This is a genomic window from Candidatus Cryosericum terrychapinii (assembly GCF_003570925.1).
Classification (GTDB): domain Bacteria; phylum Caldisericota; class Caldisericia; order Cryosericales; family Cryosericaceae; genus Cryosericum; species Cryosericum terrychapinii.
On sequence record NZ_QXIS01000030.1, the window covers coordinates 43,883 to 64,114 of the forward strand.

The window sequence follows — 20,232 nt, forward strand, 5'->3', positions numbered from 1 at the left end:
GAACAGCAGCGAACGGCCGTTGTCGGCCCGCCCTCAGTCTTCGTGTATAGCTGCGCGCGGAGCCGCTGGGGTCCGGAACGTGGTATCCGACCCTGTCGTGAGGCTGCCATCTGGTGCGACCCGCACCAGGCGCGTGTGATACAGCGTACTTGGTTTGAGCCCCACAACTGCAAGGTCGACATTGTAAGTCATGTTTCCGAGGAGTGGACCTTGCTTGTCCGTGGCGTAGTTGTAGATTTCGGAAACACCATATTCGAAGAACCAGAGGGCCGGTTCACCATCAGGCTTGATGACTCCGTTCAACACTACCGACGCCGACGTTACCGATGAAGGGACAAGTGTCGTGGCAAGGCTTTCGAGCTCGACTGGAGCGGACTGAGGCGTGAGAATCGTCGCGGGGACCGAACTTCTCGTTGTCACGGCAGGTTTGGCCACGACGGCTGTTTTCGCCGAAGTCGCAGGTTTGGTCACGACGGCTGTCTTCACTGGAGTTGCAGGCTTGGGAGCTACTGCAATAGTGATCGGCGACTTGACGATGTGGTAGTATGTGACGTACGTCCAGCCGCTGAACAGCCAACCGAGGGTTGTCCTCTTCCGATCATACGTGTGGGCGTTGAAGAGGGGTTGGCCGTTCGACTGCTTGGCCGAGACAAACACGGCGTGACGCTGGCCCAGCCAGTTGCCAAAAATGGCAACGTCGCCAGGTTGCAGGCCGGTCGGCGCACGTAAACTCGAGGACGTCTTCCAGACAGTGGCTTTGAGGGTGTTCGTCAGGAAGGCATCCAGGTTTGTGCACTGCGCAATGCTTCCGCTCTTGTCGACCGAAGGGCTTGTGCGCAGGTTGAGGCCGCCTGCGATAAGGCACTGTGAAACGAAGTTGGCACAATCATTGAAGCCGTAGCTCTGGAACTTGGGATTGCGCTTGTTCCACCACTGGTCGGCATACTGGATGGCTTTAAGAGGGTTATACGTCCCAGCGCTGACGCGTGGGGCAGGAGAGAGAACCATCGCGGAGGCGGTCGCCACGATGATGGCCAGGACGACGACGATCTGCCTTCTCCACCGTGCACCTGGTTTCGAGTTTATCACAGTACAACTCCTCTCTTCCCGCGTGGTCGGACTTGGGATGGCCAGATAAGGGGTACCCTTCCCTTCTGCCGAGTTCATTAAAGCCGAGCCGGTTGTCTTGTCAAGAGTGCCAGGGTACGATCTGCCGCTTCCGTCGCTAACGAAGGAGATTGCGAAGCGTGTCGACCAGGAGAAGGACGTTGAGGCCACTGACGACGACGGTCGTCGTCCACAGGAAGACGCGGTCGAGTACAGTGTTTACATGCTTTCCCATCACACGCGGGTTTGAGGTGAGCAGAATCTGCAGGACGATCGTCCACGGTAGCTGAATGGAGAGTGCTATCTGGCTGAAGATCAGGCCCTTGAACGGGTTGGTGATCACGAGTGTAAACAGCAGAGCCCCAAGCAGTGTTATCATGATGCCCAGCTTGGTATGATTGTCCGACGGATCATAGGGTTCCCCCGACATGCCGGCAACAATACTGCCGCCTGCCATGCCCGCAGTGACCGAAGATGAGAGGCCGGCCATGAGCAGTGCTCCACCGAAGACGATGGCGGCTGCCCGGCCCAGCATCGGCCGCAACATGGCTTGAGCCTGTCCAAGTTCTGTGACGGCGGTTCGGCTGGCAAAGAAGGTCGCTGCGGCAAGGATGATCATGGAGCTGTTGATGGCCCAGCCGATCACCATGGAGTTCAGGGTGTCCACGAACTCGAACCGGAGTTGCTTTTCTATGACGTCTGCGCCCTTCTGGTTCAGCTGGCGGCTCTGGATGATCTCGCTGTGCAGGAAGAGATTATGCGGCATGACGACCGCGCCGAGGACACTCATGATGACAGGAATGGAGCCCAGGGGTATGGCGGGGGTAACCCATCCGGTCGCCACCTCTGCCCAGGGGATATGCACAAGCGACAACTCATACAGGAAAGAAAGCCCTATCAGCGACACGAATGCGATGATGAGCTTCTCGATACGCCGGTAGCCGTTGCTGAGAAGGAGCCAGATGACAGCGGCCGACACGAGAATGGCGCCGATACGCAGAGGCAGCTTGAACAGCAGGTTAAGCCCGATGGCGGCTCCCATGATTTCCGCAAGGGCCGTGGAGATGCAGGCGGCAACGGCCGAGCCCAGAACAAGGCGGGCGAACCAGGGACGCATGAACTTCGTGGCTGCCTCGGAGATGCACAGGCCCGTAACGATGCCAAGGTGGGCGGCATTGTGTTGCAAGACGATAAGCATCAGTGTCGACAGTGTCACCATCCACAGGAGGCGGTAACCATAGAGGGAGCCTGCAGCAACATTCGAGGCCCAGTTGCCAGGGTCGATGAAACCCACGGTGACGAGAAAGCCGGGACCAATGTACTTCAGGAGCTCCAATGCCTGAAGACGCGGATTGTGACCACTGAATGCTTCCTGGATCTGTGTGCGCAGACTCATGACCTCAGTATACGTGGTCCAAGTGTGCCATCAAGCGTCTGCAGGCGGGTTGTGTCCGTTCCTCTTGAAGTTGTGGTTGTACCGCGCCTGACAACTCCTATAATAATATATCTACGGCAGGACGTTCGAACGAGCACCCCAGTGGATGGGGCGCTTCATGGCCATAATGGCTCACCTTTCCGGTTGTCTGTTCTCTGAATTGAGTGGAGGTTTCTATGCGTATCAGGATCGAAGTACAGAGCGCTCTCGACAAGTTCATTTTACCTCAGGGGTACAACCCCTATGTGCAGGGGCTTGTCAATGCGTGCATCCCCGAAGACATCAAGTGGTCTGGCATCGCGACGGGCACGGAAGAAGCCCATTTCAAGCTCTTCACCTTCTCACAGCTGTATGCGAAGTCGGTGGAGCGTATCGATATTGCCCCGCGTGATGGAGTTGAAGCGGACGGACACGTTCACTATCAGCTGGTGATGTCATCACCTGCCTGGTTCTACCTGTCGTCGCCCAGTCCCGAGTTCATCGAGGCGCTTGTGCCTCGCCTGGAACAGGCCCATGACCTTCACCTTGAGCGGAACCTAGTGCAATCGGTACGTGTTGTCGCAGCCTACCCCGTTACCATCCCCACTCACGGGCTGGTCACATGGCGAATTCGCACCATCAGCCCCATCACCGTGTACCAGAGCGAGGGCAAGGATAACAACTCCGCACACTACTTTGCGCCCGATGACCCGTTGTTCGCCAAGCTTGTCCTGGATAATGCCGTTCGCAAGTACTACGCCTGGACACAGGAGAAGGCCCCCAGCGATGGGTTCAGCATCAGTTGTCTCGACCATACACCGCATCTTGCCGTCATTTCGTTCAAGGACACGCCTGTGCATGGCTATACCGGACGTTTCCAGTTGACTGGAGATGCCAAGCTGTTGTCGTTCCTGTACGAATCCGGCCTGGGAGGCAAGAACTCTCATGGCTTCGGGATGTTCGACATCGCGCCTGAGGGAGAGGACGACGCTCATTGGCATCGCAGGACAGAAGAAGACACTCGTGAGGTGCACAGGACACCTCCGACGCCTATGGCTGCGGCCGACCAGGAAAGACCGGGCCGCCATGAGCGGTCGGACAGTCGTGGGCAGGAAGGACACGTGTGGCACGGCGAGCATCACAGTGCCACCGGCGAGAGCAGCTCCTCGAGGAGCACAGGGTCCAGAGACGACCGGACGCATGCCAGCCGCCCGCATCTCCAAGGTGAGCATTCAGACCGCCCGTATTCAGACAGGCCGCATACAGAACGGTCTGCGTCGGACCGTCCACATACAGATAGACCATATTCGGATCGGGCGCGCACCGACAGGCCGTACTCTGACCGGCCCAAGGCGGAGGGACCTCGACTCGACGGCACGCCAGGGACGAGCCGCGGAACGGGACGTCCAGGTAAGGACAGTCGAGGGTCTCAGGCTTCTCCGCGCGGTGGTTCTTCTGATCACAGAGGTCCTCGTGGCACAGAGGAACCGCGTCGCAAGTTTGTCAGCCGCTATGCTCCCGACATCAAGCCGGTGAGCCACGAGAAGGCGGCTACCGGTTCCTACAGCATCTGGGATGGCAAGGCGAAGACCGAACTGCCGCGGTTCGTCCGTCCGGACGGCACCGAGAGCACCGGCGGTCCTCGTCCAAACGAGCATCGTGGGGGACCTCGTCCTGGTGTTTCTGGTCGTTCTTCAAGCGGAGACGCGCGTTCTCAGAGCGACAGACGTGGTGGGAGTTTCGGTGCTTCGAGACCAGGCGGAAGCCCCGGTTCGGTGCACCGCCCCAGCGGAGGGCACGGTGATCCGCGCGATCACAGGGGCAGCAAGGGCGGTCCCTACAACCACTAGCTTCGATCGAGATTGAGTTGACCAAGGGAGGCGCCATACGGCGCCTCCCTTCCGTATGTGGGATCCATGCCATTTCTTGTTCGTAGTACGAATAAGGGTATACTACTAGACGTCTGAAGCAGGTGTGGGTTCGTGCCCCCGCCGTCTGGAGGAGTCTGTGGCAAGAACTGCATCAAGAAAAGAGATACTCGAGGGACCCATCGTCCGGACCATGTTCAGACTGGCATGGCCGTTGATGATTTCCAGCCTGCTGCACTACCTGTATAATATGGCCGACACCTTCTGGGTAGGCCACTTGCCCGTGTCGGAGAATGCCTCCGCTGTCGCCGGACTCCAGATAGCGGGCCCGGTCATTTTCTTCCTCATGGCATTTGCCTTCGGGTTCAACTCCGGAGGGCTGGCGCTCGTGTCCCAGTACATGGGTGCTCATCGAAAAGAGGAAGCGAATACGGCAGCCGCCAAGACGCTTTCCCTGTCGATTGCCTTCGGGCTGTTCATCATGGTTACAGGCGTCATCTTCTCGCCTGCCCTGCTGAGGCTCCTCACCTCAGACCCTGCTGTCGCCCGCGCCGGAATGGTCTACACGCGTATCATCTTCATAGGCATGCCCTTTGAGTTCGTCGCCGCGGCGTACGCCCAGGTCATGGCAGCCTACGGGGATACGATCACGCCCATGCTCGTGAACCTGGCGACCGTTCTCGCCAATGTCGTCCTGGACCCATTCATGATCTTCGGTTGGGGGCCCTTCGCGCGCATGACGGTTGCAGGGGCTGCGTGGGCGACCATTATCTGCCAGGCGCTCGCCGCCGCCATCTCGCTGGTCGTCCTGTTCCGGGGACGACACGGTCTTCGCGTCGACTGGCGGAGCCTTCTGCCAGACTGGTCCTGGTACAGGCGTATTCTCAGGATCGGCCTTCCCGCATCTATTGGGATGTCCGGAACGTCATTCGGATTCCTGGTTCTGACGGGCATCATCGGCCGTGTGTCCAACGCGACGGTAGCACTTTCGGCGTATGGCATCGGGGACCGCTTCATCAACATCAGTTTCATTGCCATCGATGGTCTGTCACTGGCCATCTCGACGATGGTTGGGCACGCTTTGGGCGGGGACCTGCGGAAACGAGCCAACCGTGTCGTATGGACCGGCACAGCGCTGATGTTCGGCATGCTTGTGGGTGAAGGGGCCCTTCTGTGGATACTTACGCCATGGTTATTCAGGGCCTTCATTCCGACACAACCGGCGATCATCAGCGAAGGCATCCTGTTCATGACCCTGTTCCTGCCCTCGATTCCGTTCTTCGGCATCGTCAGCGGGGTCCAGGCAGCATTTCAGGGTTCAGGACACAACGGGCCGCCCATGATCATGCAGCTCGTACGTCTCTGGGGTCTTCGCGTCCCGCTGTCATGGTTCTTCGGGTTTGCCCTGCACATGGGATCGCGCGGCATCTGGACCGGCATGCTGGTCAGCAACGTCCTTGCGGCCATACTCGCTCTCGTGTTCCTGGCGACAGTCGACTGGCACCACAAGGTAATTGAACACTCTCCCTCTGTTGCGGGCGAAGTCTCTGAGGGAGGAACCCCTGACGTGTCGGCTGTCCCAGCTGAACCCCAGGCATAGAAGAAGGGTATGAGCGATCGCTCCAGAATGCCCACGCGCGAGGAGATCCTCCACGGTCCGGTTGTCAGGACCATGTTCCGTCTCTCGTGGCCTGTCATGGTAAGCTCCCTGCTCAACATGGTGTACAACATGACCGACACGTTCTGGGTCGGGCACCTTCCAAAGGCCGAGAATGCGGCGGCAGTCGCCGGGCTGCAGGTGGCAGGACCGGTCGTATGGTTCCTCGTCGCATTTGCGTTCGGATTCGGGTCCTCGGGTCTCGCTCTCGTTTCCCAGTTCATGGGAGCGCACAACGAGGTTGATGCGGAGAAGGCGGCCGGTCAGACCATGTCTCTGGCAATCATGCTTGGATTTGCCGTGGCGGTCATCGGCGTTGTGCTGTCGCCGATTCTTCTTCCCGTCCTGACTCCAAACCGCGCCATTTCAGCGAACGCGATAAGTTACACACGGATCATCTTCATCGGAATGCCCGCCATCTTCGTCTCGGCCGTGTACGCGCACATCATGAATGCCTATGGAGATACAGTGACGCCGATGCTTATAAACGCGATCACTGTCGGTCTGAATGTCTTCCTGGACCCACTGATGATCTTCGGGTGGGGCCCGTTCGCCCACATGGGGGTAGCCGGCGCCGCTCTTGCGACCGTCCTGTGTCAGGTCCTGTCCGCCGTTATCTCGCTCCGGGTTCTCATGACCGGGAGACGAAAGCTGAGAGTGACCTGGCGCGACCTGCGTCCTGAGACAGCTTGGGTCAAACGCATCCTTCGCATCGGCCTTCCCGCTTCAGTCGGGGCATCCGGCACGTCCTTTGGGTTCATTGTCCTGACGGGAATCATCGGCCGGGTTCCCAACGCCACGATAGCGTTGTCCGCCTACGGGATCGGGGACAGGATGTTCAGCATTACCTCCCTCATCAACGACGGGGCAGGTGTGGGCATTGCCACCATGGTGGGACAGGCGCTGGGTGCCGGCATGAAGGACCGGGCCACAACCGTCGTGCGGCAGGGAACGATCGCCATCGTCGGCCTGATGGGGGGTGCGAGCGTTCTTCTGCGCCTCATCACGCCCATGGTGTTCCGGGCGTTCATCCCGAGCCAGCCGGAAATCATCGCCGAAGGAGTCCTCTTCATGTCCATCTTCCTCTGGGCCAATCCGTTCTTTGGGCTCATGATGGGTGTCCAATCGGCGTTCCAGGGCTCAGGGCACAACGTTCCAAATATGATCCTTGACCTGGTCCGGTTATGGGGTCTGCGCGTGCCGCTGGCGTGGCTTTTCGCCATGGTCCTGAAACTCGGATCACGTGGCGTGTGGATTGGCATGACTGTGAGCAACGTGGCGGCGGGCCTGCTCTCGCTCATTCTCATGTTCGCAGTGGACTGGCGCCAGAACGTCATCGAGCACTTGCCTCTTCCTGAGGCTCTCCTCATGGGTGAGGAAGCCATATCGTCCGTCTCCGGAATTGAGGTCGACGACCGTCTGTAGGTCATCTGCACCTGCGTTCGTCGACCTGATTGTCGCGTTGCCATGCGTATGCTTGACACCAGAAGCCATCATGCATAGCATACAGGCGCTGCGTTATTCTCTCGCCCCAGGAGGCGCGAATGTTCTACCTCAGCAACATTCTTGGCATGCGCGTTCTGGATCGAAAGCAAGCCGTAGTCGGCTCGATAGCTGATCTTGAAGTGGCGACCGGCGAGAAGTTCCCGGCCGTTATGGCTGTCCTCGTCACGACGCGGCGGGGCTTGACGCGCGTGGCATGGCACAACGTGCGCGGCTTGGGCATCACAGAGTGCACTCTCAAACTCGCTGATGCAGAACTTCAGCCTAACTTCAAGCTGGAAGACACCTCCATGCTGTTGCTCAACCATGTCCTCGACAAACAGATTGTCGACATCCAAGGTGCCAAGGTCGTACGTGTGAACGATATCGAGTTGGCGGAAAGTCATGGGCAGCTGCGTGTCATAGCGGCCGATGCCGGGTTCCGGAGCTTCATGCGCAGGGCTGGGTTCGCATGGCTCATCCATGTTGTCGAACAGAGACGCCATCACAAGATTGGCGAGAACTCGATTCCGTGGAGCTTTGTGAAGCCCCTTGGGCGTGATGTTCGCAGCGTGCAGGTGAGGGCGACCTGGAAAGAGCTCTCGAAACTGCACCCTTCGGACCTGGCGGACATTGTGGACGACCTGGATTTCAACGAGCGCGACGCTTTGTTCAAGGCGCTCAACGACGAGCAGGCGGCCGATACGCTGGCCGAACTGGAGGACGACAAGGTCAAGGTCACCATCTTGGAACGGCTCGGCGTAGCCCGCGCAGCCGACATTCTCGAGGAGATGGACCCGGATGACGCTGCGGACATCCTGCAGGACACGCGGGCTGAAACGCAGGAGGCGATGCTTCAGGAAATGGAGCCGGAAGAACGTGCGGACGTTCGTGAACTGCTTGCCTATGATGAGAACACGGCCGGCGGCCTCATGACCAACGACTATCTCGAGATTAGACAGGAAATGTCGGCCGCGCAGGTCATCGAGCTTCTCCGTCGGGAAGCTCCAGACACGGAGACCATTTACTACCTGTACGTAACTGACGATGACGGGCATCTGGCGGGGATCCTGTCGCTTCGGGCCCTGATTGTCGCGCAGCCCGGCACCATCGTGGCTGACATCATGCAGAAACGCACCGTTTCACTGTTCGTGGACGACCCGAAGGGCAAAGTGGCCGAGATCATCGGAAAGTACAGCTACCTTGCGCTGCCGGTTGTTGACCACGAGGGCGTCTTGCAAGGCATTGTCACGGTCGATGACGTCCTCGACCAGGCGATGGATTAGCCTGGCGCCATGGCACGAATCTGGGAACGCGTCAGGGGCAGGGCCCGGCGTTTCGCGCTGACGCTGCCCATCATGCTCGCCGTTCTTGGACCCGGCATCATCACGGGCAACGTCGACAACGATGCAGGGGGCATTACTACCTACAGTGTCATCGGGGCCAGGTTCGGGTACTCCATGTTGTGGATGCTCGTGCTGATTACGTTCACGCTGGCCATGATCCAGGAGATGTCCGCCCGCATGGGCGTCGTCACGGGCAAGGGACTGGCAGACCTGATCCGTGAACGGTTTGGCATTCGCGTGACCATGGTCGTCATGCTGCTGCTGGTGTTTACCAACCTGACCAACACCATGGGAGAATTTGCTGGAGTAGCGGGAGCCAGCTCGATTCTGGGCCTGAACCGTTTCCTCGTCATTCCTGTGGTTGCATTTTTCGTCTGGCTTCTAGTCGTCAAGGGTTCATATCGCGCTGTGGAGAAGGTTCTACTCGTGTTCTGTATCCTGTTTCTGACCTATGTCATCAGTGCTTTCATGGCACATCCCAACTGGGGGGCCGTTGCCAGATCCACTGTCGTTCCGAGTTTCCAGATGAACCCCGAGTTCATCTCGCTGTTCATCGCGACAATAGGAACCACGATTGCGCCCTGGATGCAGTTCTACCAGCAGTCTTCGGTCGCGGAGAAGGCGATCGACCTGAAGCACTACCGCTATGAGGTTCTGGACACCTATATCGGCAGTTTCCTCACCAACTTCGTCTCCTTTTTCATCGTCGTCGCATGCGCGAGTACTCTGTTTGTTGCGGGCGTCCGGGTCAATACTGCGGCAGAAGCGGCAGGCGCGCTGGCGCCACTCGCGGGAAAATATGCGTCGATTCTCTTTGCCGTTGGCCTGATCAACGCCTCGATCATGGCCGCTGGGGTCCTTCCTCTCTCGACGGCGTATTCCGTGGCCGAAGCATTTGGCTGGGAGTCGGGGGTCGGAAAGTCATTCCGTGACGCCCCTCTCTTCTATGGTCTGTATACGGCTCTCATCGTTCTGGGTGCGGGAATGATCATGTTCGTACCGGAGAGCAAGCTCATCGGCATCATGCTGTTTTCGCAGGCGGCGAACGGTGTTCTGCTTCCCCTGATACTCGTCCTCATGCTGAAGCTGATCAATGACAAGTCATTGATGGGTGAATACGTCAACAGTCGAGGCAAGAACATCGCGGTATGGGCGCAGGCGATCGTCATGATCATCCTGGCGGCAACGCTGACGGTCCAGACCATGCTCCAGATGGTGAGGAACTAGGTTCTTGATTCTACAACAACGAGAGTAGACTGTAACCATCGGATAATTCGGTTAGCGAAAGGAAGAGACTGAGTGAACATTCGAAAGCGGCTGCCGGCTTTTGAGTCCAAAGACTACCGGCTCTGGTTTGCCGGCCAGAGTGTATCTCTTATCGGCACGTGGCTCCAGACCACCGGACAGTCCTGGCTGGTTCTCAAGCTGACAAACTCACCCCTCAAGCTCGGGCTGCTGACCAGCATCCAGTTTCTCCCATCTCTGATCCTCTCGGTGTTCATTGGACCAATCATCGATCGTTATCCAAAGCGCTCGATCCTGTTGTTCACGCAGATCATGTTTGCACTGGCTGCTGCTGCTCTGGCCGTGGTGGCGTTCGGGGGTCATGCGCAGTACTGGCAGGTGCTGGTTATTGCCACTTTCACAGGTTTCATCAGTGTTATCGACTGGCCGACCAGACATTCGTTCGTGGTCGAACAGGTGAACGACAGGTCCGCGGTCGCTAATGCTGTTGCGCTGAACAGCACGATGTTCAACATCGCCCGTGTCATCGGTCCTGGCATCGGCGGGGTCCTGATCGCTGCCGTGGGCATCCCGTGGACGTTTACCCTGAACTCGATCAGTTTCATTGCCGTTATCGTCAGCTTGCTCCTGATGAAAGCAGGCCGCAAGCCGACCAAGAGCAACAAGGGGAGCTATGCCCAGGAGATCCGCGAGGGCACCCAGTATATTGCCAGAAATCAAGTCATCATGAATCTCTTGACGATAGCGGGCATCATCAGCCTGTTCCTGTTCAATTTCAACATCTTCATCCCCAGCTTTGCCAAGCTGACTCTTGGTCTGCAGGCAGATGGCTACGGGGGACTGCTGTCGGCAATGGGGGTCGGGGCGCTGGCGGCAGGAGTGCTCCTGTCCCTCGGTGGAGCACGCTTGGAACCGACCCCTGCTTATATCTATGGTTCGGGGTTTATCCTCGCGGTTGCGATGGTTCTCGTCGGAATACAGCGAAATTTCTACGTGACCAGCCTGCTGCTCGTCTTCTGTGGATTCGGTATGTCGATATTGTCGACGACATGCAACACCGCGCTCCAGTTGCAGTCGCCCGACAGCATGCGCGGCCGCGTCATGGCTGCCTTCAACCTCGTTCTCGTTGGTTCGACCCCCATTGGCGCGCTCTATGCGGGCAAGATCTGCGATGCTCTTGGCGCCAATATGGGCTTCTTCGTCAGCGGCGTCATTGGCGTCGTGTTCCTTGGTGTGATGATGGCCTTCGTGACCCGCCGCACCTTCCGGGGTCTGCGAACATTCGCTGTGGCTAGCGCATCCGTCGGAGGTGGTTCTCAGACGGTCGGTTCCTCCGACGGGTTGGACGCCCGAGCGGCTGGGGTGGACAAAGACTGACGCACACGTGTGGCCAGTTCCTGAAGCGTGTAAGGTTTCGGGATGAAGGCCACGAATCCCGTACTGGTGAAAGGAGTGTCAGTCGCATCATAGCCGGACATCAGGATTGCGGCCACCGATGGGTTGATCTCACGAAGCTTCTCGAACAGGTCCTTGCCATTCATGTGTGGCATCATCATGTCGATCAGGACCAGGTCGATAGACCGCCATGAATCCTTGTAGATGGCCAGCGCGTTCACTGGATCGGCCGTGTCGGTGACATGATATCCGAGACTCGAGAGGACCTTGACGGCGACACTGCGGACAACATCTTCGTCATCCACGATGAACACCGATTCTCCCCGGATAGACCTTGGCAGTGATCCGAAGATGGGCGTCTGGCGGGCCCTTTCTTGTGCTTCGGCCCGGGAAACAGCCGGAAGGTATAGCGTGAACGTCGTTCCCTGGTTTGGCACTGAAGCCACCGTGATGGTTCCTCCGTGGTCGTGCACGACGCGCCAGACGATGGACAGTCCCAACCCGGTTCCTTCAGGCCGCGTCGTGAAGAACGGTTCGAACAGGTGATCCCTGGCCTCAGGTGATAGACCGCACCCGGTGTCTGACACCCTTATCTGCACGTAGCTGCCGTTTGGCAGGACAGGAACGCCGTGGCTGGTGCAGAAGGATTCGTCGATGATAACGTTGCAGGCGTCGACCGTGAGCGTGCCATCGTGGTGTCCCATGGCATCGCGGGCATTAATGACCAGGTTCAGGATGACCTCTTCCAGCTGCGTCCGGTCACCGGGAACATATGCCAGATCTGGAGAGATGCTCTGCACCAGGACAATGCGTTTGTCGAAGCCCGGCATGGCGATCGAGAGCGTATCCGCCAGGACCCCGCCGACATCGACGTCGGCGATGGTCGGCGTGCCGTTGCGCGAGAAGGACAGCAACCGGTGCGTCAGTTCAGCGGCGCGCCTGGCGGTGTGTTCAATGGTGTCCAGTCCCTGGTAGAGTTCGGTCCCTTCCGTAGCGTCGACCCTGAGCAGCGACGCATGCCCCATGATCCCGCCCATGAGGTTGTTGAAGTCGTGTGCGATTCCCCCTGCGAGTCTCCCGACCGCTTCCATCTTCTGTGACTGCAAGAGCTCTTTTTCCAGCTGCCGCGCTCGTTTCTCTGTGAGTCGCTGTTCTGTGACGTCCCGGAAGATTCCTTGGACAATGGACGCCCCGGCAGATGGTATGGATTTCAGGGAAGCCTCACAGATGACCTGACGGCCGTCATGGGTGACAAAGGCCCAGTCAAACCGCTGTGCCTGGCCGGCAAGGGCCTGGTCTTCGAACGTGCGCATGGCGTCACCAGATAGACGACCGTCGGGCTGTACAGCGGGACTGATATCGGGGACGATCTTTCCCATCAACTGTTCGGTTGTGGTGCCAAGAACTCGCCCTGCGGCGGTGTTTGCCTGTGCAATGACATAGTTGCTGAGGATCAGAATGGGATCGGGAGCTTCGTCGAACAGGGCGTGATACTGCTGGTACGCCGTGCGAACGGTCTGTTCGGCTTTGAGCTGATCCCGCAGGTCACGGGCGACGATGAGCGCACGTTTGCTGGGACCCGGCAGGTTTGACATCATGACTTCGACAGGGATGAGGGATCTGTCGGATGCGACAAACTGCCACCGCGTTGACGTCAGACTTCGGTCCAGCAGAGACGTCAGAGTTTTCGACATATCTGCCTGTCCGACGAACATGATGGACCCCAGTGTAGCGCCGAGCAGGTCAGAGTCCTTGCGAGCAAGCAGAGTGCACAGGGCTCCATTGACGGCCTCGATGCGCAGCTGTCCGTCAGCGTCGTCCACAAGCAGAGCTGGTTCCGGGACTGCGGCAAACAGCTGCTGATAGTAAGCGGCCCGGTCACGGGCGGCACGCGCCGCGCGTTCACGTGAAGCAAGCAGGAAGACGGCGAGCAGGACGAGCGCGATGCCCCCGAGCACTAGCAGTGTCGTTCTCAACCGATCGCTGCCGAGATTCACGAGATCGACGTCGAATCCGACCAGATGGCCGTCACGCGGAAAAGCCAAGGGTTCGTAGACGTTCGCGGCAACCACCAGCTGGGGAGAAGCCGAGACCGGAGTGGTGGCATGGACCTGGGATGTTGGTTCGAGAAGGAGGACTGCGACGGCAGCAAGCGCGACTATTCGATGCAGAGCGTACTGCGTCCCAACTGCTTCCCGCCGCACGGAACGACCAGTATTTATCGAGGTTTCCCTCCCTGCTCTGCCCGCTGTCAACACATATATATGATACCCCGCAAACCTCCTCTGTAAAGCTGAAATCTGACGTGTGTGGCTGCTCCACCACCCTTTCAGCGGCTCAGCATCAGGAGAAAGTCCTGACAAGTGGGGATGCGGAACATGCGGAGAGGCTCGGCCGTCTAAGATACGTGTATACACTGTTTGCGCAGGAGGTGTTGTGAAATGTTGCATAGGCTCAGGGTCTTGTCTCGAAAAGCGTTGTGTGGTGTCGTGACATTGATGCTCTTATGTGCGCCGGCGCCGGCTGTGCGCGCTCGAAGCACGACAGTTGTTCTTACGACGGGAAGTGCTCGGGCGGTTGTGGACGGTCGCCTGGTAACTATGCTCATCCCCCCGGTGACCGACCAGGCCTCTCAACAGACGCTCGTCCCAATCGGATTTGTCGCGAGGCAATTCGGTTTTGGTGTGTCGTCCGTGCCCCAGAGCGTGGGCATCACGCTTTCAAGCGCCGAGCACACAGTACGCGTGACTCCAGGCAGTCTCGAGACTCTCGTAGACGGGTACATCGTCGGGCTCTCCGCAACCCCGCGAGGGTTGCTCGGCGAAGTGCTGGTCGCTGCTGCCGATGTGCAGCTGTTGCTCCCGGTGCAGTATTCCCGCGGTTCGGTCGACCGGGAGTCGGTCTTCACGAGGTTTACCCCGGATCCAGTTGTGGAGGGGCCTGTCGACTATGGCGCCGTCACTCTCGAGACTCGTCGCGAACAAGTGTTCACGCAGACAGTGGACTTCAATATCGTTCGTATCAACATGGCGGGCAAGGGAATCCGCGTTCTGAGCTGCCAGTCGGTGGGTGGTCTGGGAACGGGTCGCTACCCATCCGCATACGTGGACAGTCTGAAACCGCTTGTGCTCATGAACGCGACACCCTTCAATATGACGAGTTACATCATGAGCGGATCGGTTCAGAACCAGGGCACCCCAGTCTACTACTCAGGAACGTATATCTCGACGATCGGCATTGACGCAGACAACACTCCCTTTTACGTCGAGGGCACGGCTCGCGCCGTCGTGCGGCTGGACACAGGCAAGGAGCTTCCGGTGGTCCGGGTCAACCAATCCCCGGCCGAACCGTCGTCACAATCGCTTTCTGTGTACTCCAACTACTTCACTGGCGGCCTGTCCGTCAGTGCGACCGAAGTGCTTGCGGTGCTTTGGGAAGGAAGGGTCGTCCGACTCGTGTCCGGCGGATATTTTACGCCGCGGACGCTGGCTGCGGGACAGATAGCACTATATGCACGAAACCCTGTGGTAGCCGCGGCCCTGCGAGCGTCGGCCGGGGCAGAACTGCGCTCCTACGTGGGTACGCGTGATTGCACCGGCTCTACGTTCGTGCAGTGTGGACCCGTCGTTGTGCGCGGAGGCAAGCCGTACATCGACTATCGGACGTACAAGGACATCGGTCGCACGTCGAAGCTTGGTTCCCGTGCATTTGTCGGCATAGACGACCAGAAGCATCTGTATTTCATCGTGACGCCGGCATACGTGCGCCTGCAGTTTGGCGACGTCAGCCTGGCGCTGTCCCGGCTCGGACTCTTCACAAACGTGGTGACGCTTGACGGTGGAAGCTCCACGACCCTGTACTTCAAGGGACAGTACATCATCAAAGGGACTCGAGCGTTGACCAACGTGTTGTGCGTGCCATCAATGTAGCAACTGAAGCTCGGGCTGTGGTTTACAGGGTAGCTAACCGCCTTCTGTCGTGACCGAGACCGTCCTCCTTTGCTTTTGACCAATTTCGACTACGATAATATCGTATTCCTGACAGATTGGTCAACTCGCAATGCTGGTTGACTGTGGAGGAACGAGAAATGGGCGAACACAAGAACAAGGCCGGTTCGCCGGTACGAAATGGTCGGCACGGTTCGGAGCCGTACACACGACAGACCTGATCGACGATGGACAATGTCGCGAAGCGTCTGCTCATGGCCGTATTGGTCGTGATGGCAGGAGCTCTTCTGTCCATGGTACCCGGGGCAAGGATTCCAGGATCCGTTTGATGGGCACATCATTGTTGAGTGGAATCTCGCAGGTTCTGTGGTAGGAGGGGTCCTCGATCTTCTGCGACGTGGCCCATACGATTTCAACTTTTTTCTGTTGAAAGGCAAGGACGTCGTGCTCTACAAGAATGCCGCCGCACCCTTGTTCCTGGAGAACACGCCATATGCGAAACTGAATTCGCGTTTTGAGGATATTGGGGCCCGGAAGACGCACGATACGGAGGGCTATCGCAAGCTTGCCATCCGGTGTCACCTGGAAGAGACGGACGCTCTCGAGCTGGACCTGGAGCACGTAGTTGGAGTCACTGCGACGGTCGTGAAAGCCGACGTAAACTGTATCGACGCCATGGGGGGCAGGTGTCAGCAAAGGCAGCGCCGTCTCAACCTTGTCCTCCATGCTTGGCGTGGAGATGAAGAACATCATGGTTCTGGCAGACAATGAGTCGGACGCCAGCATGTTCAAGGTGGCAGGGGTTTCCGTAGCCATGGCCAACGGGGATCCCCGGTGATTCGTATGGCTCGGTATATGGCCCCGTCGAACGATGAACGGGGCGTCGTTGCCGCTGTTCAGCGATTTGTGAGCGGCGAGTATCACGCCTGAACCAGAGGTCTCGATGCATATCCAAAAACTTGCGGTCTTTGATCTCGATCGGACGCTTCTTGACGACCGGTCGGCCATTTCCGATGAGACAGCGGTACGTCTGCGAGCTGCCAGTGCTCCTGGGTTTGCATGTACAGTTGCATCCGGGCGTGATCTTGAGCGCATCGCACCATACGTTCAGCAGCTAGGTTGGCTCTCAGTTCCCGTCATCGCAGAACAGGGGGCAGTAGTCGTCGACCCACAGAATGGGCTCATTCTCATGGAGCGAGCCATATCTCCAGAGGTTCTCCTCGGGTCGGTGGAGACGGTGCGCTCGATGGACATTCCTGTCAATATGATCCTATATGGTCGGGGCGACCCACAGGTGTTCCGGAACGCGGGCGCACCCAGTTTTATCGACGAGTGGAAGTCTAGCTGGTATACCAGTCACTTGCGCTATATTCCAGCGACAAGGGAGATCGCAACAGACGGGGTGCGGAAAATCTCCATCGTGTGCCTGCCTGAGAATACCGATGCCGCCAGGCAACTTATTGCCGAGAGTCTGGAACCCCGGGCGAACGTGGTCAAGGCTGACCGGAACTTCGTCAACATTATGGACGCAGGCGTCAGCAAGGGTGCTGCACTTCGCTGGTTGATCGACTATCTTGGGCTCGAGAGTTCCCACGTGATGGCCGTGGGCGATTGCGAGGCAGATCGAAGCATGTTTGGAGTAGCCTTGGTATCGGTTGCGGTCGCAAATGCAGACGAACAGACACGGTCCTTGGCGAGGTTCGTGGTGCCGTCGAACAATGAGCAGGGTGCGGCGGTGGCGCTGGAGAGGTTTGCCGCAGGCGAGTTTGGGGTCTGAGACGACGATCGAGGTGGCTGACCTTGTTCTGGATACGTGTGGCGAACCAGGTGATGCTCTGGTCTCTATCGAAGGTAGCCCAGCTAAGGCCGGTCTTGGCTCGACAATCGCGGGGGCCGTGCTGGTCGATAGCATGATGGTCGAGGGGCATGGAATTGCTGGCCAAGAGAGGTGCCACTCCCGACATTCTGCACAGCAGCAACAATGATGACAAAGCAGGTGCACTTGAGAATGCGCGTGTTGCTTCTGACTTCGCCCACAAGTTCAGCGAGCGGCAGGTTCGGATGCAGTTGCGTACCAGGGAGGACCTCGCATCCTAGACAGAGTTTGGAATTCACAATCGGAGGGACCCTGGCCGGGAGTGCTATCTGCTCACGGCCGTCCTTCACGCCTGGAGCTTGACATCCAGTTGTCCTCCGGTACATTGTTACGGCTTCATTCGCACGAGCATTGACAATCAGGAGGTGGCTCATGGACGAAGACAGCATGATGAGGAAGGCCACGCGGCCCATCGAGAAGAACCGCCGGACACGTAGCAAACCAGCGAAGATCCGGCACCTTCAGAAACAGCAGAAGCTGTGGATGGTGTCCAAGATGGAATGGCGCAAGCCCGGGACAAAACCAGGACTTGCGCCTTCTTCATTTCCGGGGTTGCCGTTCGCCTGGAGCACGGCACGTGCGATGGCGAACGGCTGCTTCTGGCCTCTGCTGTAGAGGGGGCTACCAGGCGATGCTGTACTTGCCTTCGTTGAGGCGAGAGACGGTTGCCTTGCCCGAGAGCTGACGCGCAGTGACCATGGCGTTCGCCAGGCAGATGCCAATGTCTGGGAAACGGCCGGTATCACACTTGATGACGATCTGTGTGTCTGATGTTACTTCGAAGTTCCAGGGTTGGTGGTTCATGGCGGAGGGGGCAAGGCGGGCAGACTCCAGAACCGTGCGCACCAGTGGTGACGAATGTTCGGGAATGCCACCCGTGACCAGCTGTTCCAGCGACTTGCGCATCTGTCCCCGTGACAGAGTACCCATGACCACTGATCGGACCCCTCGCGCGGCCGGCCTGCCGACAGTTATTGAGCAAGGGCTGCCGGGCATCCGCATCATTGCATACCAGCAAGTTCCCCATCCGTCCGCGAGCAACGCCAGAACAATCTGCTCGCCCTGGTAACCATATTCGGCCAGCTCCTCGTCGGACGTGCCGCACTCGGCATACACGAGACCGCTGCACCCCATGGGTGAGCGGTCGGCGATCTTCCACTTAAGGCGAACAGTGCTGTTGAGCGGGACTGCGCTGGCGACCGCTTCCATGATCTGCGTCCTGTCGGCGTCAGTCAACGTGTGCTGTTCATAGTCGCGTGCCGAATGGCGCGTGCGTATCAGGTCGATGTAGTTGAGTTCCTTTTTCATTGGCCGAGCCTCCTATTTGAGTGACGGCATGCGAATGCCGTGGTCCTTGGCAAACTGGATGGCTTTCGGATACCCTGCATCAGCGTGCCGTACGATGCCCATGCCTGGGTCATAGGTGAGAACACGCGACAGCCGTTTGGCCGCAGCATCCGTGCCGTCGGCGACGATCACCATGCCGGCGTGGATGGAGTAACCGATCCCGACACCGCCGCCGTGATGCACGGAGACCCAGGTAGCTCCTCCGATCGTATTGAGGAGAGCGTTGAGGATGGGCCAGTCGGCGATGGCGTCACTGCCGTCCATCATCTTCTCCGTCTCACGGTTGGGTGAGGCGACAGAGCCACAGTCAAGATGATCGCGTCCGATGACGATAGGTGCAGAGATCTTGCCGGATTTCACGAGGTCGTTGATGATGAGGCCAAACCGCTCACGCTCGCCATATCCCAACCAGCAGATGCGGGCAGGAAGCCCCTGGAACTGGACCTGGTCATGCGCCATCTGGATCCATTTCACCAAGTGCTGATCATAGGCGAACTCCTTCAGGATAACCTCGTCGGTCGTCCAGATGTCCTTCGGGTCCCCTGAGAGTGCTGCCCAGCGGAAGGGGCCCTTGCCTTCCTCGAACAGAGGACGGATATACTTCGGGACGAAGCCGTCGAACTTGAATGCGTCTTCGTACCCGTTTGCCAGGGCCTGGCCACGGATGTTGTTGCCATAGTCGAAGACGACAGCGCCACGGTCCTGCAGACCGACCATCGCCTTGCAGTGGACCGTGATAGCGTCCAGCGCGCGTCTCTCGTACTCGGTAGGGTTGCTCTCGCGCAGAGCGTATGCTTCCGCGAGGGGCATGCCGTTGGGGACGTAGCCATTCAGCGTATCGTGGGCAGACGTCTGGTCGGTGACGACGTCCGGGATGATGCCACGGCGCAACAGTTCGGGAAACACATCGGCCGCGTTGGCGACGAGTCCGATGGACAAAGGGCGCTTCTCTGCAACGGCTTTCTGGACCATCAGCAGCGCCTCGTCCAGGTCGGTCATCATCATATCTATGAACTTGGCGTCGAGACGTTTCTGGATTCGGGCCGGGTCACACTCGACAATCAGTCCAACGCCCCCGTTCATGGTGATGGCCAGAGGCTGTGCGCCGCTCATGCCACCGCAGCCACCTGTGAGGACGAACCGTCCACTCAGGTCTTGCCAACCGGCCTGCTGCGCGGCAGCGGCCAGCGTCTCATAGGTACCCTGCAGGATGCCCTGAGCCCCGATGTAAATCCAGGAGCCGGCGGTCATCTGGCCGTACATGATCAGTCCCTTGTCTTCCAGCTTGTGGAATTCGTCCCAGGTGGCCCAGTGTGGAACCAGCATCGAATTGCTGATAACGACACGTGGCGCGTCGATGTAAGTCTTCCAGACGGCGACAGGCTTGCCGGACTGTACGACCAGCGTATCGTCGACGTCCATGCTCTGGAGTGTCGCGATGATGTCGGCGTAGGCCTGCCAGTTGCGAGCGGCCTTGCCCTCGCCACCGTACACGATCAGGTCTTCGGGCCGCTCTGCGACCTCCGGATCCAGGTTGTTCATCAGCAT

General features: G+C 58.7%; 17 protein-coding genes. 11 read left to right on the plus strand and 6 right to left on the minus strand.

The genetic code is table 11. The annotated features are described in order from the left end of the window. Positions 1-33 precede the first annotated feature (33 nt). Positions 34-1,089, minus strand: coding sequence for an amidase domain-containing protein (locus SMC7_RS04920; protein WP_165845152.1), 1,056 nt, complete (start codon positions 1,087-1,089; stop codon positions 34-36). A gap of 136 nt (positions 1,090-1,225) precedes the next feature. Continuing rightward, positions 1,226-2,503, minus strand: a complete 1,278-nt coding sequence (locus SMC7_RS04925) for an Nramp family divalent metal transporter (protein WP_207798718.1) — start codon at positions 2,501-2,503, stop codon at positions 1,226-1,228. A gap of 215 nt (positions 2,504-2,718) precedes the next feature. Here SMC7_RS04925 and cas6 point away from each other — a divergent pair, with 215 nt between their 5' ends. The 6 genes from cas6 (at position 2,719) to SMC7_RS04955 (ending at position 11,496) form a co-directional block, all read left to right on the plus strand. Next, complete coding sequence (cas6, locus tag SMC7_RS04930) at positions 2,719-4,371, plus strand: CRISPR-associated endoribonuclease Cas6 (RefSeq protein WP_119089231.1); 1,653 nt, start codon at positions 2,719-2,721, stop codon at positions 4,369-4,371. Between the two features lie 157 nt (positions 4,372-4,528). After that, the gene (locus SMC7_RS04935; RefSeq protein WP_119089232.1) at positions 4,529-5,989 is read left to right on the plus strand and encodes an MATE family efflux transporter; all 1,461 of its coding nucleotides are present in this window, start codon (positions 4,529-4,531) and stop codon (positions 5,987-5,989) included. A 9-nt stretch (positions 5,990-5,998) separates the two neighbouring features. Next, complete coding sequence (locus tag SMC7_RS04940; protein WP_119089233.1) at positions 5,999-7,471, plus strand: MATE family efflux transporter; 1,473 nt, start codon at positions 5,999-6,001, stop codon at positions 7,469-7,471. Between the two features lie 119 nt (positions 7,472-7,590). Continuing rightward, complete coding sequence (locus tag SMC7_RS04945; RefSeq protein WP_119089234.1) at positions 7,591-8,814, plus strand: magnesium transporter; 1,224 nt, start codon at positions 7,591-7,593, stop codon at positions 8,812-8,814. A 9-nt stretch (positions 8,815-8,823) separates the two neighbouring features. Continuing rightward, positions 8,824-10,101, plus strand: coding sequence for an Nramp family divalent metal transporter (locus SMC7_RS04950; RefSeq protein ID WP_119089235.1), 1,278 nt, complete (start codon positions 8,824-8,826; stop codon positions 10,099-10,101). Positions 10,102-10,173: 72 nt separating this feature from the next. Continuing rightward, the gene (locus tag SMC7_RS04955; protein WP_119089236.1) at positions 10,174-11,496 is read left to right on the plus strand and encodes an MFS transporter; all 1,323 of its coding nucleotides are present in this window, start codon (positions 10,174-10,176) and stop codon (positions 11,494-11,496) included. On the opposite strand, the gene SMC7_RS04960 is transcribed toward SMC7_RS04955, so the two are convergent. After that, on the minus strand, positions 11,436-13,718 hold the full coding sequence (locus tag SMC7_RS04960) for a PAS domain-containing sensor histidine kinase (RefSeq protein ID WP_165845153.1): 2,283 nt from the start codon (positions 13,716-13,718) through the stop codon (positions 11,436-11,438). The two genes, SMC7_RS04955 and SMC7_RS04960, sit on opposite strands and share 61 nt — an antisense overlap. Before the next feature lie 237 nt (positions 13,719-13,955). On the opposite strand from SMC7_RS04960, the gene SMC7_RS07260 reads away from it, so the two are divergent. After that, complete coding sequence (locus SMC7_RS07260) at positions 13,956-15,443, plus strand: stalk domain-containing protein (protein ID WP_126850729.1); 1,488 nt, start codon at positions 13,956-13,958, stop codon at positions 15,441-15,443. A gap of 270 nt (positions 15,444-15,713) precedes the next feature. On the opposite strand, the gene SMC7_RS04975 is transcribed toward SMC7_RS07260, so the two are convergent. After that, positions 15,714-16,211 (minus strand): hypothetical protein, encoded by a 498-nt coding sequence (locus SMC7_RS04975; RefSeq protein WP_413814582.1) that lies wholly within the window; start codon positions 16,209-16,211, stop codon positions 15,714-15,716. On the opposite strand from SMC7_RS04975, the gene SMC7_RS07625 reads away from it, so the two are divergent. From SMC7_RS07625 to SMC7_RS04990, 4 genes are all read left to right on the plus strand, one after another. Continuing rightward, positions 16,201-16,299 (plus strand): HAD hydrolase family protein, encoded by a 99-nt coding sequence (locus SMC7_RS07625; protein WP_413814583.1) that lies wholly within the window; start codon positions 16,201-16,203, stop codon positions 16,297-16,299. The two genes, SMC7_RS04975 and SMC7_RS07625, sit on opposite strands and share 11 nt — an antisense overlap. Before the next feature lie 105 nt (positions 16,300-16,404). After that, positions 16,405-17,238: an HAD-IIB family hydrolase gene (locus tag SMC7_RS04985; protein WP_119089240.1), complete on the plus strand. Its 834-nt coding sequence runs from the start codon at positions 16,405-16,407 to the stop codon at positions 17,236-17,238. 149 nt (positions 17,239-17,387) lie between these two features. Beyond that, the gene (locus SMC7_RS07365; protein WP_165845155.1) at positions 17,388-17,558 is read left to right on the plus strand and encodes a hypothetical protein; all 171 of its coding nucleotides are present in this window, start codon (positions 17,388-17,390) and stop codon (positions 17,556-17,558) included. A 151-nt stretch (positions 17,559-17,709) separates the two neighbouring features. After that, entirely contained in the window at positions 17,710-17,952 is a 243-nt protein-coding gene (locus SMC7_RS04990; RefSeq protein WP_119089241.1) for a hypothetical protein, read from the plus strand. A gap of 6 nt (positions 17,953-17,958) precedes the next feature. Here SMC7_RS04990 and SMC7_RS04995 read toward each other — a convergent pair whose 3' ends face one another. Together SMC7_RS04995 and hutU are read right to left on the minus strand one after the other, a co-directional pair. After that, positions 17,959-18,645 carry a nitroreductase family protein gene (locus tag SMC7_RS04995; protein ID WP_119089242.1) on the minus strand — a complete coding sequence of 229 codons (687 nt, stop codon included), beginning with the start codon at positions 18,643-18,645 and terminating at the stop codon, positions 17,959-17,961. A 12-nt stretch (positions 18,646-18,657) separates the two neighbouring features. Continuing rightward, on the minus strand, positions 18,658-20,232 hold a 1,575-nt coding region (hutU, locus tag SMC7_RS05000; RefSeq protein WP_119089243.1), incomplete at its 5' end, for a urocanate hydratase.